Origin of the sequence: Mycobacterium sp. E2238, from assembly GCF_001672665.1 — a bacterium.
Lineage (GTDB): Bacteria > Actinomycetota > Actinomycetes > Mycobacteriales > Mycobacteriaceae > Mycobacterium.
Genome location: NZ_LZKF01000249.1, coordinates 26147 through 42935 on the forward strand (window position 1 = coordinate 26147; position 16789 = coordinate 42935).

Sequence of the window (16789 nt, forward strand, 5' to 3'; positions counted from 1 at the left end):
GTCTTGGGTAAGCACCTCAACCGTGCCAAGGCGCACTTCGGCACCGACACCCGCGGCATGCTCGAAGGCGGCCGCTATGCGTTATTGCATACGCGCAGCATGGAATTCGACGACCTGCGCCCGTACGTGCCCGGCGACGACGTCCGGGACATCGACTGGAAGGCCTCTGCGCGATCGGGCAGCGTGCTCATCAAGCGGTTCGTCTCCGAGAAGCACCACAAGATTCTGCTCGTCGCCGATGCGGGTCGCAACATGTCCGCGCTCGCCCCGAGTGGGGAGGTCAAACGCGACGTAGCCGCGCACATCATGGGCGCGGTGGGGTTGATCGGTCTCCGGCGCTCGGATCAGATCGGCATGGTCTACGGCGACCGCCGCGGCAGTGTGAACGTTCCGCAGCGGCGGGGCGAGCCGCACATCGAGGGACTACTGCACCGCTGGTACCAGCACACTACGACCAACCCCGGCCACAGTGACGTCACAACCCAACTTGACTACGTGGCAACGCATTACCGGCACACCATGCTGATCATCGTGGTATCCGATGAGCCCGAGGTCGACGACAGACTCGGCGCGGTGCTCGCCAGACTGGGCGGACGCCACGACATCATGTGGGCGATGGTGTCGGACATGCCAGCGGTGGGTCCCGACAACACCGACGGATACGACGTCGCCACCGGTCGTTTCGTCCTTAATGGAGCCGACCTCGGCCCGCGGGTCGTCACCGCATATCGTCGCGCCGAGCAGTCCCGCCGCAACCGCCTCGACGCGTTCCTCACCGGTCACGCGATTCCCCACGCGACCATCGCGGGCAGCGATCACATCCGGCGCGAACTCGTTCGCCTGACCGAGGTGGCCGCCCGTGCCGGATGATCTGCTGCGTCACGTGTTTGGTCCGCAGCCCTACTCGTCGTGGTGGCTGTGGCTCGGCCTGCTGTTGGCGCTTGCCATAATCACCTGGTATGCGGCGCTTTTCGTGTGGACGCTCCCATCGCACCAACTGCGGCGCATCCCCGTTCTGCGGCGAGCGCACGCCTGGCTGATCCGCAACCGCTTCGCCCGCCGCGTGCAGGACATCGCCGACGAGCACGATGCCGGAAGGATTTCGGCACCCGCGGCGTGCTCGGCGATCAGCCGAACAGTGCGCAGCTTTCTCCATCAAGCGACAGGTGCCCGGGCGCAGTATTTACACGTCGGGGCGCTGGCCGATGCGAACCTGGCGGCTGTCGCACCGCTGCTGACGCGGCTCGGCGACGGGCAGTTCAACGCCGAGGCGCGCGTCAACGTCGCCGACGTGAGTGCCCGTGCGCGGGAGTTGATCCGCTCGTGGACCTGAAGTGGTGGCCGGTAGGGGCCATTGGACTGGCCTGCTTCGCCGCGGTGGTGGCGTTGGCGATATGGCTGCCCATGACGGCCGCCCGTCGGCGACTTCGCCCGCTGGCCAACGTCGCACGGCTGACCCGATTGCCCGAGTACGCGAAGGTGGCCCGGCTGCGATCACTGTCAACGATTGTCACTTTGGTGGTGCTGACGGCCATGTTCGGCGCCGCCTCGTGGGCGGCGGCCCGCCCGGCCGTGCCCAGCAACGATTTCGACGCCGCTCACCCCGAGGACATCATGCTGTGTGTCGGGCAGTCGGTGACCGATCCGGCGACGGCTGAACTGCTCGACTACTTCACGCGCCAAGCCGGCACGTCTCCGCCGCGCCAGCGCATCGGCTTGACCTCGGTCAACCGCCGTCTGGTGCCGCTGACGCGCGATCATCAGTACGCCGCGGCGCGATTCGGCGAGTACACCGGCGCACATGCGGCGCAGCCCGCGTCGTTCGCCCCCCCGGTGCCCTATACGGACTATGCGACGAGCGTGAACGACGTTCTGGCGCTCTGTATGTCGGGATTCCCTCCCATCGAGGAGGGCGGCACGCATCGGCGGTCAGTGATCTATCTCGGCCCCTCGGATCTCCGTGCCGCCGGGGACTCGCGTGCCGAACTGTTCACCGACGCCGGTGTGCGGGACGTGGCCCAGCGCGCGGGAACACAACTCAATGTCATCGACACGGCCCCCTCGTCCGCCAGCTCATCGCTGGTCGCCCTCGTCGAGCGGACCGGCGGTCGGTACCTCGCACCTGGACGCGGATCGGTGATCAAGGCAGTCAACGAAATTCGTGCACATGCCCCACCCGCACGCCTGGCCGACGGCACCGTCGTGGCCGCGGACGTCCGGGATGAGCCGGCGGTACCGCTGGTAATCGCGTTGCTGTCGGCGGCCGTGCTGTCGGTGGCGCTATTGGTGTTACGCCGATGACGTTCGATCCCTTGCTGCCCTGGGCGATCTTCGCGGTCGTCGCCGGCGCGCTACTCCTGGCGCGACTGGTGGCGCTGCGCCAGGTGCTCCTGTCGGCGGGGCGCCGGCGTGGCCGCGCGGCGCTGCGGTGGACCGGCGTGACGTTCGCGGTGCTGCTGCTTATCGCCGCCACCACCCGCCCCGGGCTTCGCAGCGACGAAAACCGCCGCGACGCAACGCGAGCGCCCGGCGCTAACCTCAACGTGTTCCTCGTCGTCGATCGGTCGGCCGACTCGGGCGTCCACGACTACGGCGCCGGTGAACCACGGATCGCAGGGATGCGCGACGACATCGGCGCGGTGATCAAGGAGTATCCGGGGGCACGGTACGCGCTCGTCGACTTCGCGTCGCGCGCCTCGCTGGACTGGCCGCTGTCCGAGGACGTCTGGAGCCTGCGCCCGACCGTCGCCGCACTCGGCTCCGAAAACGCGCGTCCCGACCTGAACGGTGCCTCGGCGGACAACGTGCTGCGGTACCAGTTGATCCAGGCGGCGCAGCAGTATCCGGGATCGCGAAATGTGGTGCTCTACTTCGGCTCCGGTGCGCCCGGATCGCGTGTACCCCAGGGCGACTTCAGCCTCGCGCAGAGCGCGGTGACCGGCGGAGCGGTGCTGGGCTACGGCCGTACCGACGCGATCAATGAGGTCGAATTGCGAAGAATCGCAGCACAACTCGACGTGCCATACGTCCATCGGGACCCGGGGCAGTCGTTTCGGCCGGACTTGCCCCGCACGCCGGATTTCCGGGTGGAGGTCGGTGGACGGACCGAGCTGTACTGGCTGCCTGCGCTGCTCGCCGCGGGGCTGCTGCTCGCCGAGATCTACCTATCGGTTCGCGAATTCCGGCGTGGCCGTATCGCCCGGCGGGATCTGACATCGTGACCTCGAAACCGGCACGGCTGCGGCTGCGACGGCGGCTGCTGACCTACTCGGCCCCGGCCGCCGCCATAGCGCTGCTGATTGCCGTCAAGCTGTTCTCCGTTGTGGTGGCCGGCAATTCGGCGACCCACGCCTTCGCGAACGGCGACGGGAACACCGTGCGAGCCGATGCGGCGATCCTCGGAGTGGTCAACGTGGTGGAACCTGCGAAGGCGCCGTTCGCTGCGGGCACCGCCGCCGTGCTTGACGGCCGGCTCGACGATGCCGACACTAACTTCTCCGAAGCGCTTGCTCGCACGGACACCGACGGCTCCTGCCCGGTGCGTGTCAACCTCGAACTGGTGCGCGAGACCGAGGGCGACCGTTCCGCGACGGCGGGGGATCGGGCGCGCGCCGAGGAACGTTATGCGAGCGCGCTGTCGGTCATAGACCAGGCGCCGCAAGGCTGCTTTGTCGGCAATAGCGATCCGGATCCCCAGCGGCGGACCATCCGGGACGACGCCGCGAACCGGTTGGCGGCCAAACGAACTGCGCTCAATGCTCCGCCGCCGGCAACCCCGCCACCGCCACCGCTCCCACCGCCAGCGGCACCATCCCCACCGCCGCCGCTGCCCACCGTCGCACCCGACGGCCGGGAGATCCCCCCACGGCGGCTTGATCCCGCGGGAGGCGATCCGCTCGACAAGTTGCAGCAGATCCTGCAGGACGCCGCCGGTGCGGCGCCGATGGGGGAGTAACCGTAACGCTCTGTCAGGCTCTTGACATGAACGAACCGTGTCCGTGCGGCAGTGCCAAACGCTATCTCGCCTGTTGCGGGCCATTCCATCACGGCGAGTCGCAGGCCCGGTCGGCCGAGGAATTGATGCGGTCGCGGTATTCGGCATTCGCCTACGGAGACGCCGGCTACCTCTACCGGACATGGCACCCGCGCACGCGTCCGGCCGACGTGACGATTGACCCGGGCACCACCTGGATTGGCCTGAACGTGATCGACACCGTCGCGGGTGGTCCGGACGACGATCACGGGGAGGTGGAATTCACGGCCCGGTTCGAGTCCGCGGGCCGCGCGGGCAGCCTGCACGAACGCAGTCGCTTCGAGCGCCGCGCCGGCCGATGGTTCTACCTCGACGCCGTGGCGCAGAGCGAGTGACGGGACTCGAACCCGTGTATACGGCTTTGCAGGCCGCTGCCTAGCCGCTCAGCCACACCCGCACGAAACGCCACCATGCCAGCGCGAGCCCCTACGGCCCAGTGTTTTCCTCGGCCCGATCATTTCTGCGAGCTGCAGGTGTCCGCCTTTCCGCGAATGACGGCTAAATTACCCGTATGCGGGTAGTTCGCCTGGTCGGTGTGATCCTGACGATGCTCATGGCGGGGCTGCTGTCTGCAAGTCCCGCCGGCGCGCAACCGCCGTCCAAGCTCACGGATCACATCACTGACAGCACCGGGGTATTGACGGATTCCGGCCGGGCAGCGGTCAGCTCGGCAATCGACCGGCTTTACCGCGATCGGCACATCCAACTGTGGGTGGTTTACGTCGACAACTTCTCCAGGTTCAAGCCCGACAACTGGGCCGACCGGACCCGCAGCGAGACTCGGATGGGCGACCATGACGCGCTGCTGGCCGTAGCAACGAACACCAAGCTGTACGCGTTCACGGTGCCGCCGCAGGTGCAGGGGCTCACACCGGCCGAGTTGATCGGTCTGCGATCCAAACAAATTGAGCCGGCGCTGGCCGCTAAAGACTGGAGCGGTGCGGCGGTCGCCGCGGCCGACGGGTTGAACAAGTCGGCAAGCTCGCCCAAGCCCGGGACGCCGATCTGGGTGCCGATTGCGATCGGCGTCATTGTCTTCGCGGTGATCGTCGTGGTGGCTTTCCTGCTCTACCGCGCGCGCCACCGCCGTCGGGTCGAGCCGACCGATGGCTACATCGACGGGCGTGGCGCTTCGTTGGGGCAGGCGATTTCCACCGCGGACGGCAGGGTGCGCCAGATCTCCGATTACGTCGCCAGGCATCGCGAGAGCGTCGGCGCCGAGGCTCAATCCAGGTTCGAAGACGCGAAGCGGCATTTGGCTGCGGCGCACGGCAAGCAGGCGACAAACGACTCGGAAGCCGTCGCCCACGCCAACCGGGCATCGACGCTGGCAGCTCAGGCCCAATCGTTGGCTAACGCTGACGTGCTAGCAGCGCACCGCACGGGGCGAGGTCGGGGTAGCGGAACTGCGCGGCGATCGGTGTAGGGACTGCCGCTTCAGAAGCATCCGCTTACGTGAATTCGCCGGCCGGCTCCGACACAGACGTTCACCGGTGGCGGTGGGGGCGGAAAGTCCTGCGGCAGTGGCGCATACGCGCCCGGCGGCGGGACGTTGGCGTTGATCGTATCGGCGACGTTGGTGCACCCGCTCACTGAGACGCGGTTGCCGACGCTTGCGCAGACGTCCGCGTTAGCCACACCGGAAGGCTGTACGACGGCATACAGCTCAGGAATTGCCGTGAGCGCCAATACCGCTATGCCCCCCGCGGTCCATGACCGCACCCACGAGTTCATCCGGATCTCCTTAACTCTGACCGGTGGCAAGTTCGGGTGTTCCTGTCCCGATCGCTCAAGGGGTTGCGCCGCCCTGTCCGAGCAGCGGCGTCCACTGGCAACGCTGTCTGACGTCAACCATCGGCTGGCGGATGTTCTCCAGATCGGCCTGCTCCTCCGGATTGGCGCCGAAATACTGCTGCACGTCGTCGCGGATCTGATCTTTGGGCCGATCCTGAAGGTCGGTGTAGAACCCGTTCAGGTCCGGATGGGTGAACAGGTAGCTCGAGAGCGCCGCCGCGACACCCGCCGCGACGCCGGCTACGTCCGCTGCCGTGCAGTTGGGGGGCCGGGGCGGGGGGTCAGCGGCAGCGGTTGCCGCGGTGGCACATAGAAGCGTGCCGGTGACCGCGCCAGTACCGACGGCCCCGACTAGTAGCCGACGCGGGATCAGATGCGCGAAGAACATAGCTGGCTCCTTTATGCGGCTATTACCGGCGGTTGGCATGGTATTCACTCTGGACACCGGCGGGGGTTCGTTACTCGGGCCGAAAGTCACTATTGCAACGGCCAACCGTCACAACGCGATGGTGATGCTGATCGTCCCGAACTTCGTTGCGGTGCGAGAAAATCAGCTGTCGTCTTCGGCGCCCAACACCGAGTGGGTGACGCGACCGCCCTCGAAGTGAAATTCATGCGCGGGATGACGCAGAGGCTCGATAGTGCCGTCCACGTGCAGGATGACTCCGCCACCGGACGGGATCCCCAGCCCGCTGACCGCCCCCTCGAGTACATGAATCATGCGCGACAACCGCCCCCAGCCGCCCCGCTCGTCATGCGCGTCGATCACCATCGGGACGAGGTTGAACACAGCGAGTAGTTCGAGCGAGGCGGAATCGGGCGTCTCGACGATCCCATAGCGTCCGAGCTGGACCGCTCCCGCCGAAACACCCACCAGGACCGCCCCTTGGGCGTGCCTGCGCAAGATCACGTCCTTCATGCCGGTGTGCTCGAACGTGTCCCAGCCGAGCCGTACATCGCCGCCGGCGAGGACGATCAACCAGGCACGCTCGAGGAAAGCGCGATCGGCGGGGCCGAACGACGAATCGATCATCCGACGGTCGGTGACCCCGAGCGCGTCCATTGCCGCCTCGAAGATCCCGTAGTACTCGGGACGATCCCCGTTGGAGGCACCGATATAGGCCGCGCTAAGCGGTGTGTCGCGCGCCAACCCATCGAGGGCTTCCTCGAGGAGCAGGCGGTCTCGGCGCTTCCAGAACAGCAGCTGGCTGTCCGCAAACAGATAAAGCGGTTGTTGTGCCACCGTCTCAGTCACCGGTGCTTCCGACGAGCTCATCGAACCTTGCGAGCGCGGCGTCGAGATCCGTTTCGTCGAAGATTTCGCAGCGGCTGATCATTGGACCATCGACGGTCTGGACTTCGATCCCGCGCCACTCGGCGTCGAAGCCGTCCCGCGAAACGCCGTGCGCCACATGGGAGCAAACCACTCCGAGTTCGGTCAACCGATGCACGGCCTCGACGCGGAAGATGACGTGCTTGGTCAGTTGCCACAGGGAAAGGAGGGATGCGTTCAGACCTCCTTCCTCGATGATGCCCGGTCGTCGGTGATCGATGTTCACCCAATCCGGCGTGGTCGGGAAGAGCTCGCGCCGGTTCATCGCGGCATATGAACTCGCGACAACCGACCAGGCGTGCGCGTGGGCGGCAGCCTCACCGGCGACATAGCGAGCGTCGAGCTCATCAAAAGCGGCATCGGTGTCGTCGACGTCGAAGAAGATATGGGCCGCAATCCGCTTGTCGGTGTCGATCTCGACGACTCCCAGCAGCTCGATGGCGAATTCCCCGCGCTCTGAATCGGGGTTGAAGGAGCGGACGAGAATCAGCGCGAGGCGCTCGCCGCGGGTCGCGATGACCGTCAGCGTTACCTGCGCAAGACCCTCGGCCAGGGCTTGCATGTTCGCCATCACGGCCTCGCGACCGTCCCAGAATCCGACATTCACCACCCGACGGCGATCGTCGACGACGCTGTCCTCGGCCAGGATTTCGGCGATCGCCGCCCAATCATGAGCCGCCGAGCGCGCAAAAAGTTGGTCTTCGGCTCGGCTTGCTGCGTTCTGCAGCCGCCGTGTCGGGCGGCCCAGCTCCTCGAACCTGGCAAGCGCGGCGTCCAGGTCGTCCTCTTCGAAGACTTCGTATCGGCTGAGCCGGTCACCTTCGAAGGTGCAAATAGTGATCGTCTGCCACTCGGCGTCGAATCCCTCTTGTGAAGTCCCTTTCACCACTTGGGTGACGACGGCTCCAAGTTCGGTTAGCCGGTGCACAGTCTCTACGTAGACGTGCACCTGCGGGAGAAGGTCCCACACGGCACGAACGGAGGTGGCCAGATCGGCGCCCTCGATTGTCACGCTTCGTCGATGGTCGATGTAAACCACGTCCGGCATCATCGCGAGAGGCTCGCGCCGATTGAACTGAGCGTGGCCTTGCACAACCAGCGACCATGCGCGCGCGTGGGTGGCCGCTTCGCCGGCGATGTACCGGGTTTCGAGTTCGGCAACGGCGGGTTCGAAGTCGTCGGTGTCGAAGATGGAGTGAACAATCATCCGATTGTCGCTGTCGATCTCCACGACGCCGATCATGTCCGCGCTGATCTCCCCGGGCTCACATCCCTGGGCGGAGGACCAAATACGAGTGAGGGCAAGGCGTTGCCCGCGAATCGCGAGGACCGTCGAGACAAGACGTTCGAATCCGACCTCGGCGACCGCCCGCAGGTTGGCGATATTCGTAGCGCGCCCGCGTAGTACACCGGAGTTGACGACCCGCCGGTTGTCATGCGACACAACGTTCTCGGCGAGTACCTCGGCCATCGCTGTCCAGTCTCGCCTCGTGAGGCAGGTCCAAAACCGTTCACTCACTTGGCTTGCCGCATTGACGGGGCGGTGTGGCCGCGCTTGCAATTCCTCAAAGCGGGCAAGGGCGCCATCAATGTCCGCTTCGTCGAAGATCTCGGAGCGATTGATCAGATCACCGTCGACCGTCGAGATGCCGATCTCTCGCCATTCGGCCTGGAAGCCGTCGCTCGACGTCCCTTCGACAACCCGGGTGACGACCGCGCCGAGCTCCGTCAACCGATGCACGGTTTCGATGTAGGCGCTGAGCCCTGGAGCGAGCAGGTCCCACGACGCTCTGAGATATGCGTCCAGATTGCCCGGTGCGAACGCTATTCCTCTTCGGTGGTCGACGTTGGCCCAGTCCGGCGTCGTCGGCGGTAGCTCGTGACGATTAACCGCGGCATAGGCCTGCGTGATGATCGACCACGTGCGGGCATATTCGGCCGCTTCTCCGGCGAGGTACCGGGCTTCTAGTCCTTCAAAGGCGGCATCAAAGTCGGTGGCGTCGAATAAGACGTGGGCCGCAATTCGCCCGTCTGTGTCGATCTCGGTGATCCCCAGCATCTCGATGACGAATTCGCCGCGTTGCAAGTGGGGTTCGAAGGAGCGGATAAGGATGAGGGCGAGGCGGTCACCGCGGGTCGCAATTGCCGTCAGCGTTACCTGGGCAAGGCCCTCGGCTAAGGCTTGCATGTTCGCCATCACGGCATCGCGACCGTCCCAGATCCCGACGTTCACCGCCCGACGGCGATCGTCGACGAGGCTGTTGCCGGCCAGGATTTCGCCGACCGCCGCCCAATCGCTGGCCGCCGAGTGCGCGAAGAATCGGTCTTCCGCGCGGGTCGCTGCATTCTCCAGCCGCCGTGTCTGACGGGTGAGATCCTCAAACCGGGCAATTGCGACGCCGAGGTCTGCTTCGTCGAAGACTTCGGAGCGGCTGACAAGTTCACCGTCGACCATGACGAGACTGATCCCTCGCCACTCAGCGTCGAAGCCCTCGTGCGACGTGCCATGCGCGACGTGGGTGTAGACGGCTCCCAGGTCGCTCAGCCGATGCACCACCTCTGGGTAGGTTCGAATTCTCTGGTCGAGATCCCATCCGGCGCGGACGTATTCAATCAGCTCGCCGGGAGCGTGAGCCGTACCCCGACGGTGGTCGACGCTGGCGAAATCCGGTGTAGTCGCGGGTAGTTCGTGCCGGTTCAGTGCGGCATAGCCATCCATGATGACTGACCACGCCCGCGAGTGCGTAGCCGCTTCGCCTTTGAGGTAACGGGAGTCGAGTTCTTCGAATGCGGCGCCGACGTCTTCGGTATCGAAGAAGACTACTGAGGTAATCAACCCGTCGGGATTGAGTTCGAGCACGCCGACGACGTCGGTGAGAAATGCGTCGAGCCCGTGATCGCGATCGGCGAAGCGCAGGCGCATGAGGGTAAGGCGCGCGCCACGAGTCGCCACCACGGTTGCCACCACGGTCGCGGGCCAGAGACCGGCGACTGTCCTCATGTCGGCGATCTGAGCGTCTCGACTATGTTGGGGACCCGCGCCTATTACACGACGGCGGTCGTCGTATACGAGGTTGTCGTCCAGCATCGTCGCCATGGCGTCCCAGTCGCCGGCGGCGAAGAACGCCAGGTACCGCTGTCCGGCTCGGGTTGCGGCGTTTTCCACCAGGTGCGCCGACTGGCTGAGCTGATCAAACCGTGCCAGCGCGGCGTCGAGCTCTGCCTCGTCGAATACCTCAGTTCGGTTGATCAGGTCGCCCTCGACCGTGATGACGCTGATCACTCGCCATTCAGCGTGGAAACCGTCGGGCGAGATTTCACGTGCGACGTGCGTGATCACCACACCGCGATCGTTCAGACGGTGCACCGATTCGATGTAGCAACGTAGATCAGACGAAGAACTCCATGCGGCGCCCATCAAGGCAGCCATCTCACCTGGCGCGATTGACGTCCCTCGCCGGTGGTCGATGTTTACCCAATCCGATGTTGTCGTGGGCATTTCGCGCCTATTGATCGAGGCAAAGCTTTGCGCGATGACTGACCACGTGCGTGCATGAGCGGCTGCCTCGCCGGCGATGTATCGTGCCTCGAGCTCATCGATGGCGGCGTCGAAGTCGTTGATATCAAAGATGATCCGTGCCAGAGCTTTTGCGTCGGCATTGACTTCGAAGATGTCGAAGACGTCGGTATGGAACGCCTCTGGGCGTTTGTCCCGGCCCCAGGTTTGGGTGCGGCATAGCGTGAGGCGGTCGCCACGGGTGCCGATGATATCCGAGGTCAAGCTCTCGACGCCGATTTCGAACGTTGCCGCCATCTCTTCGAGTACGGCGTTACGGCCCTTTCGCACGCCGGAATTCACTGTACGACGGCGATCGTCGGTGCACACATCGTCGGCCGCCATCGCAGATATCGCATCCCAGTCACGGGTCGCGAAACACGCTTGCACGCGCTTGTGGATTTCGCTTGCGGTGTTCTCGAGCCGCGCTGCCGGCCGGCTGAGCTGATCCAACCTCGTCAGTGCGGCGGCCACGTCCGAGTCGTCGAAAAGCTCGCTGCGGCTGATCCGGTCACCGTCGAACATCACAACGTCGGTCACCCGCCACTCGGCGTCGAATCCGTCTGGCGATGTCCCGATGGCCACGTGGGTAAGCACGGCGCCGATATTGCCTAGCCGGTGCACGGCTTCAATGTAGATGCGAGACTGCGGCGAGAGCTCCCATGTAGCGAGGAGATATGCGCCTAGGTCACCCGCGCCGATTGGTGCGAGTCGTCGGTGGTCGATGCTCGCCCATTCGGGGGTTGTCTTCGGAATTCTCCGCTGGTTCAGCGCCGCGAATGCCTCCATAACGAGCGACCAGGTATGGGCGTAATTGGCTGCCTCACCGGCAAGGTATCGACGATCGAGCTCTCCGAATGCGGCGTCTATGTCGTCGAGATCGAAGACCACGATCGCGGTGATCCGCTCGTCGGCGTCAACTTCGACGATATTCAAGGCAACGCCTTGAATCGTCTCGGGATCGCGGCCGGAGGCGCGTACGCGTACGAGAGCGAGGTGCGCACCGCGGACCGCGACGACATCCAACATCGATATCGTAAAGCCGATGTCTGCGGACACTTTCAGATTTTCGATCACTGCATCTCGACCGCGTCTGCTTCCCTCATTCACCACCCGTCGGTGGTCAGCGCCGGAGAAGCTATCGGCGATGCTGTCGCCCAGCGCATCCCAGTCGCGCGCCGCAAAGTGCGACCAGAAGTGGTCGAATGCCATTGTTGCTGCATTTTCCAGACGCGATGCCGGGCGGCTGAGCTGTTCGAACCTTGCGAGCGCGGCGTCGATGTCGGCCTCGTCGAAGAGCTCGCAGCGACTGAGGAGGTCACCTTCGACTGTGAGAAGGAAGATTTCCCGCCATTCGGCCTCGAAGCCCTCCCGCGACCTTCCACGCGTCACATGGGTGACGACCGCCCCGAGGTTGTTCAACCTATGCACATCCTCGACGTACGTACTGCCGTCCCCTGCGAGATCCCAGGTAACACGGACATATGCGATCAGGTCACCAGGCGCGAACCTTGCCCCACGTCGGTGGTCAATGCTCGCGAAGTCCGGCGTCGTCGCGGCGATCTCATGTCGGTCGAGCGCGGCATAGGCTCCCGTGATGACACGCCACGCATGGGCACACGGTGCCGCCTCGCCAGCGCCGTAACATCTTTCGAGCCGTGCGATGGCGGCGCCGAAGTCGTCGACGTCGTACGTGAAGACCTTCGCGACTCGGTCGTCGGCGTCGATCTCGACGACGTTGAGGGCGTCGTTCTGAATCGCCTCGGGGTCTTGGCCGGCCGCGCGAACAACTGCCAGGACGAGACGCTCACCGCGGATCGCCACGGCGCTGATCATCGAGATCGTGAAGCCGACGTCGGCCGCCGCCCGCAAGTCTCTGACCACGTCATCTCGACTAAGCTGCGTCTCAGCGCTCACGACCCGCCGGTGATCGGTGCCGACATAGTCGTCGGCGACGGTGTCCGCCAAGGCGTCCCAGTTGCGGGTCGCGAAATGTGACCAGACATGCTCGAACACCCGCGCCGCCGTGTTTTCCAACCGTCGCCCGGGTGGTTGCTCCGCCTCGAATCGGGAGTCGAGTTCGGTGAGCGCGGCGTCGAGGTCATCGATGTCGAACCACAGGTGCAGCCGGATTCGCCCGTCATCGTCGAGGCCGAACAATTGCAGCGAGTCGTCGCGCGGCGCACCGGGACTGGTATCCGCCATGTGCACTTCCAATCGCGTGAGCGCCAGCCGCTCACCGCGTACGGCGACGGTTGCGTGACCGTGCCATACACCGCCCAGCGCGCGCGTGCTCTTGACGACGTCGTTGACCCATTGGGAAGGCGTGACCACTGTGCGGGGGAATCCGACGACCTTGCGCCGACTCTCAAGGGCGATCTCGGGCGCGAGTCGCCGCTCAGTTTCTTCCCAGGCATCCCGGTCGATCGCGGTGTCCAACTCACGCACCGAGCGGACGCATGCGTTGTCGAGTTCGACGGGCGGTGAAGCTTCTCGCGGCGCTTGAGGAGCCGCGACGACACGATCGCCGACCAGGCCGCGCGCCTTTTCGGCAAGCGCCGCAGCGCCTTTCCGCTCGTACAATTCAACCGCCCGCTCGGCGGCGGCCCGCGCACCCGCAACGTCGCCGGCGGCACCCACAACCGTTGCCAGCGTCAGGCACGCATCGCCGTGATCCACCAGCGCGTCGGTACGCTCAGCGAGACCGACGGCTTCCTCGGCGACCCGCCGCGCCGCGTCGTGATCACCGCGCCGCGACAGCAGCCGCGCCCGCAGCGTGCGCCAGGCGATCGAGGCCTTCAGCGCGTGGCCGGCGAGACTCTCACTCTCGGTGCACAATTCGTCGGCCTCGGCGTCTCGGTCGAGTGCGAGACACGCGCGGCCCAGCAGCGCCGCGGTTTCGGCGGTATCGGCGTCCAGCCCCATGCGACGAAAGCCGTTGTAGGCCTTGCGCAAGTGTGGCTCGGCCGCCGCGGGTTCGTCAACCACCAGTTCCACGATCCCGGCGAACTGCTCGACCTCCATTAGGGAATGGCGCAGTCCGAGCTCGGTGGCCGTGCGCCGGGCCGAGTCGATCATCCGTCGCGCCGCCGCCCCCCGTCCGCGGAAGGCCTCCAACACCGCTTGGCACCGCGTCGATGTCGCCTCGACCGCCGGTGATTCCGTGGTGATTCGGAGCAGCCGCACCACGTCCAGGCACCGCCCACCCGCGCGTGGAACGGGATTCGGGCCCCACAGCGCCGCAAGCGGTGCGTTCGCCAGAACCGCGTTCACCCGGCGGTGTTCACGGGCGCGCCGCGCCGCCGAAAGAGCGTCGTCCAGAGCGATTTCGCCGTCGCCGATTCGTCCCAGCCGGGCGAGGCATCCGGCGCGCACGGTGTGCGCCATAGCTTCTCCGGCGGCATCGCCTAATTGGGCCAACTCGCCGGCGGCCGAGCCAACCGCGGCCGCCACGTCGTCCAGTCGCTCCGGGTGGATCAGCATCGAGAGCTGGCCGTCGAAGCAGGTGGCCCACGCCGCCAGTTGCCTCGAATCGGCGCTCGCGCTTTGCAATTGGGCCACCGCACTTGCCGCTGAAGCCACGTCACCGGCGGCCAGCAGGGCCTCGCAACGCGCTATCAACAACTCGGCCGTCTGGGCGTCGCGGTCGGGCAACTCCTCGTCGATCTCCTCGAGTGCGTGCAGGGCGCGGTCGTAGAGGTCCGCCGCGCCTTCGTAGGCGAGCCGTGCCATCGCCTGGTCCGCGGCACGCCGGCAGTATTCGACCGCCTTCGCCGCGTTGCCCGCCCACGCACATTCGAAGTAGTGGTACGCCAGTTCGGCCAGCAGCTCGTCGTCTGCGCCCGGCTCGCTTTCCAACGTTGCGGCAATGCGCTGGTGCAGCCGCATCCGCCGCACCGACGGCAACTCGGCCAGCAGCGACTGCCGGACAATCGCGTGGTTGAACCGGTAGCGACCGCCGGGCTCTTCGATGACGATGCCGGCCTTGCACGCCTCGTCGAACGCGTCGACCAGGTCGTCCTCCAGCACGCGTTCCACCAGATCCAAGGCGAACCGGCTGCCGACCACGGCGGCCGCGGCAAGCGCCTTGTTCGCCTCCGCCGGAAGCCGTGAAAGGCGGCGACTCACCGCCTCGCGCACCCCCTGGGGCAGGGTGCTCTGGTCCCAGCGACCGCCGCTTTCATCCACGTGGCGCAGAGCCTCGATGAGGAAGAACGGATTGCCACCCGTGACCGACGCCAGTGCCCGGGCGAGCTCTTCGTCGTTGTAGCCCGCCTCGGCGACGTAAGCGGTCACGTCGTCCTCGTCGAGGCCGCTCAGGCTAAGCCGGCTGGCCGTGCCGTCGCGGTGGAGGTCGGCGAGCATCGCCGCCAGGGGATGGGAGCGATCGAGGTCGGTGCTGCGGTAGGTGCCGATGATCTGCATGCGGGCGTGTTCGCCGAAACGCAGGAGATGTCGTAACAGCAGCAGCGTGGGCTTGGCCGCCCAGTGCAGGTCGTCGAGGATCAGGACGACCGGCGCGCTCGCCGAGGCCATGGCCAACAGCGCGACGACGGCGTCGAAAAGTGCGTACCGTTCGGTGTCCGGGTCGGCGCGCGTGGGCGCCGCCAGGTCGGGCAGCAGATCGGCCAGCCCGGGCACCAGTGTGAGGAGCGCTTCCACGCCCCGCAGCCCACGAAGCCCACCCGCACCCAGGCACGGCACCAGCGCACGCAGCGCTTCCGCGAACGGCTGGTACGGCGCACCGAGGTCCTCGTCGCATCTGCCGTAAATAACCAGTGCGCCTTGGTCATACGCTTGTCGCGACCATTCGCCGGCCAGACGCGTCTTACCGACACCTGGTTCGCCCGCGATCAGCAGTGCATTGGTGCCACCGGCGAGCGCGGCCTGCCACGCCGACGACAGCCGCTCGAGCTCGTGCCCGCGCCCCACGAACGGCCCGGTGCCCGCGAGAACGGGAGGCAGGCTCGGGCGTTCCAGGGGCACCTCGGTCGAATCCGGGGGATGGTCGAGCAGGGTGGTCTGCAATCGGAGTTCGAAAACGTGTTCCGGGCGCGCCAGATTGCGCAGCTGGCGCGTCCCCAGATCGGCGAGCGCGACGTCATCGGGCAGTGAGTCGATGACGAGCTCCGCCGTCGCACCCGAGCAGAGGATCTGGCCACCGCTAGCCAGCGACCGGAGGCGGGCGGCGCGGTTGACGGCGCGGCCGAAGTAGTCGCCATCGCGAAATTCGACCTCCCCGGTGTGCAAAGCCACGCGAATACGCATGGGCTCGCGCAACGCCCAGGGCTCGTGAACGATCGCATCTTGAAGCTCGATGGCCGCCGCGGCGGCCGCTGACGGTCGCTCGAACACCGAGAATGTGGCGTCGCCCTCGCCGCGGGTCTTGATCAGCCGGCCCCCACGGGACGTCACGACCTGCTCGACGAGTTCGTCGTGCCGTGCCAGCGCCACCGCCATGGCCCCGGCGTCTGCCTCCCATGCGGCCGTCGACCCCTCGATGTCGGTCAGCAGGAACGTCACCGCCCGAGTCACTGACGGGAGTTGTTGTGCAGCAGGCGTTTCCAGCGCGGAGTCCTGCGCGACGATCGCGGCCTCCAGCCGGCGAAGGTCCGGTCCCGGGTCGACCCCCAATTCGTCGGCGAGCAGCGCGCGCGCACGCTGGTACGCGCCGAGTGCCTCGCCCTGCCTGCCGGCGCGGTACAGCGCGAGCATCAGCTGGCCCCAACGCCGTTCGCGCAGGGGCGCATCGGCCACGGCGGCCTCGAGTTCGCCGATGATCTCCGCGGCCCGGCCGGTCGCGAGCAGCGCGTCGGCCCGGTCCTCCACCAGTGCGGCGTGGCCCTCGATCCACCGCGTTTTCTCGGAGGTGCCCCGTCGGCTCTCGGGCAGCTCGGGGATTCCGCGCCACAGGGCGAGCGCCTCCTCGAAGCGGGCCACCGCCTGGCTGGTGTCGCCGGCCGCCGCGGCGTCGCGTCCCAGTCGGGCGGCCGATTTGTACCGCGCGGCGTCAACCTGGGTCTCGGCCAGCGTCCAACCCGTGCCCGTCGTCAGGACGAAACCGTCGCCCAGG

Annotated in this window: 11 protein-coding genes and 1 tRNA gene; 7 read left to right on the top strand and 5 right to left on the bottom strand. The window is 66.3% G+C overall.

Annotated elements, in window-relative coordinates; translation table 11 throughout:
* Positions 1-3 precede the first annotated feature (3 nt).
* From A5711_RS22915 to A5711_RS22940, 6 genes are read left to right on the top strand one after another with little or no spacing between them, the layout of a single operon-like run.
* On the top strand, positions 4-870 hold the full coding sequence (locus A5711_RS22915; RefSeq protein ID WP_067950595.1) for a DUF58 domain-containing protein: 867 nt from the start codon (positions 4-6) through the stop codon (positions 868-870).
* Entirely contained in the window at positions 860-1333 is a 474-nt protein-coding gene (locus tag A5711_RS22920) for a hypothetical protein (protein ID WP_067950597.1), read from the top strand. Before A5711_RS22915 ends, A5711_RS22920 begins: the two co-directional genes overlap by 11 nt.
* Positions 1324-2301, top strand: coding sequence for a hypothetical protein (locus tag A5711_RS22925; RefSeq protein WP_067950599.1), 978 nt, complete (start codon positions 1324-1326; stop codon positions 2299-2301). The genes A5711_RS22920 and A5711_RS22925 overlap by 10 nt, the downstream gene beginning before the upstream one ends.
* Complete coding sequence (locus tag A5711_RS22930) at positions 2298-3221, top strand: hypothetical protein (RefSeq protein ID WP_067950601.1); 924 nt, start codon at positions 2298-2300, stop codon at positions 3219-3221. The genes A5711_RS22925 and A5711_RS22930 overlap by 4 nt, the downstream gene beginning before the upstream one ends.
* Positions 3218-3955, top strand: a complete 738-nt coding sequence (locus A5711_RS22935) for a hypothetical protein (protein WP_067950603.1) — start codon at positions 3218-3220, stop codon at positions 3953-3955. The genes A5711_RS22930 and A5711_RS22935 overlap by 4 nt, the downstream gene beginning before the upstream one ends.
* 26 nt (positions 3956-3981) lie before the next feature.
* Entirely contained in the window at positions 3982-4368 is a 387-nt protein-coding gene (locus A5711_RS22940) for a YchJ family protein (protein ID WP_067950605.1), read from the top strand.
* On the opposite strand, the gene A5711_RS22945 is transcribed toward A5711_RS22940, so the two are convergent.
* Positions 4360-4430 (bottom strand) — tRNA-Cys (locus A5711_RS22945). The genes A5711_RS22940 and A5711_RS22945 overlap by 9 nt on opposite strands.
* 114 nt (positions 4431-4544) lie before the next feature.
* On the opposite strand from A5711_RS22945, the gene A5711_RS22950 reads away from it, so the two are divergent.
* Positions 4545-5459, top strand: coding sequence for a YgcG family protein (locus tag A5711_RS22950; RefSeq protein ID WP_067950607.1), 915 nt, complete (start codon positions 4545-4547; stop codon positions 5457-5459).
* An 11-nt stretch (positions 5460-5470) separates the two neighbouring features.
* Here A5711_RS22950 and A5711_RS27845 read toward each other — a convergent pair whose 3' ends face one another.
* The 4 genes from A5711_RS27845 to A5711_RS22965 form a co-directional block, all read right to left on the bottom strand.
* Positions 5471-5767, bottom strand: coding sequence for a hypothetical protein (locus tag A5711_RS27845; protein ID WP_082953340.1), 297 nt, complete (start codon positions 5765-5767; stop codon positions 5471-5473).
* A 55-nt stretch (positions 5768-5822) separates the two neighbouring features.
* On the bottom strand, positions 5823-6215 hold the full coding sequence (locus A5711_RS22955) for a heme-binding protein (protein WP_067950608.1): 393 nt from the start codon (positions 6213-6215) through the stop codon (positions 5823-5825).
* 162 nt (positions 6216-6377) lie between these two features.
* The gene (locus A5711_RS22960; RefSeq protein ID WP_231987533.1) at positions 6378-7082 is read right to left on the bottom strand and encodes a Type 1 glutamine amidotransferase-like domain-containing protein; all 705 of its coding nucleotides are present in this window, start codon (positions 7080-7082) and stop codon (positions 6378-6380) included.
* Positions 7075-16789 (bottom strand): BTAD domain-containing putative transcriptional regulator (locus A5711_RS22965; RefSeq protein WP_067950612.1); only part of this gene is annotated, 9715 nt, incomplete at its 5' end. The genes A5711_RS22960 and A5711_RS22965, both read right to left, overlap by 8 nt.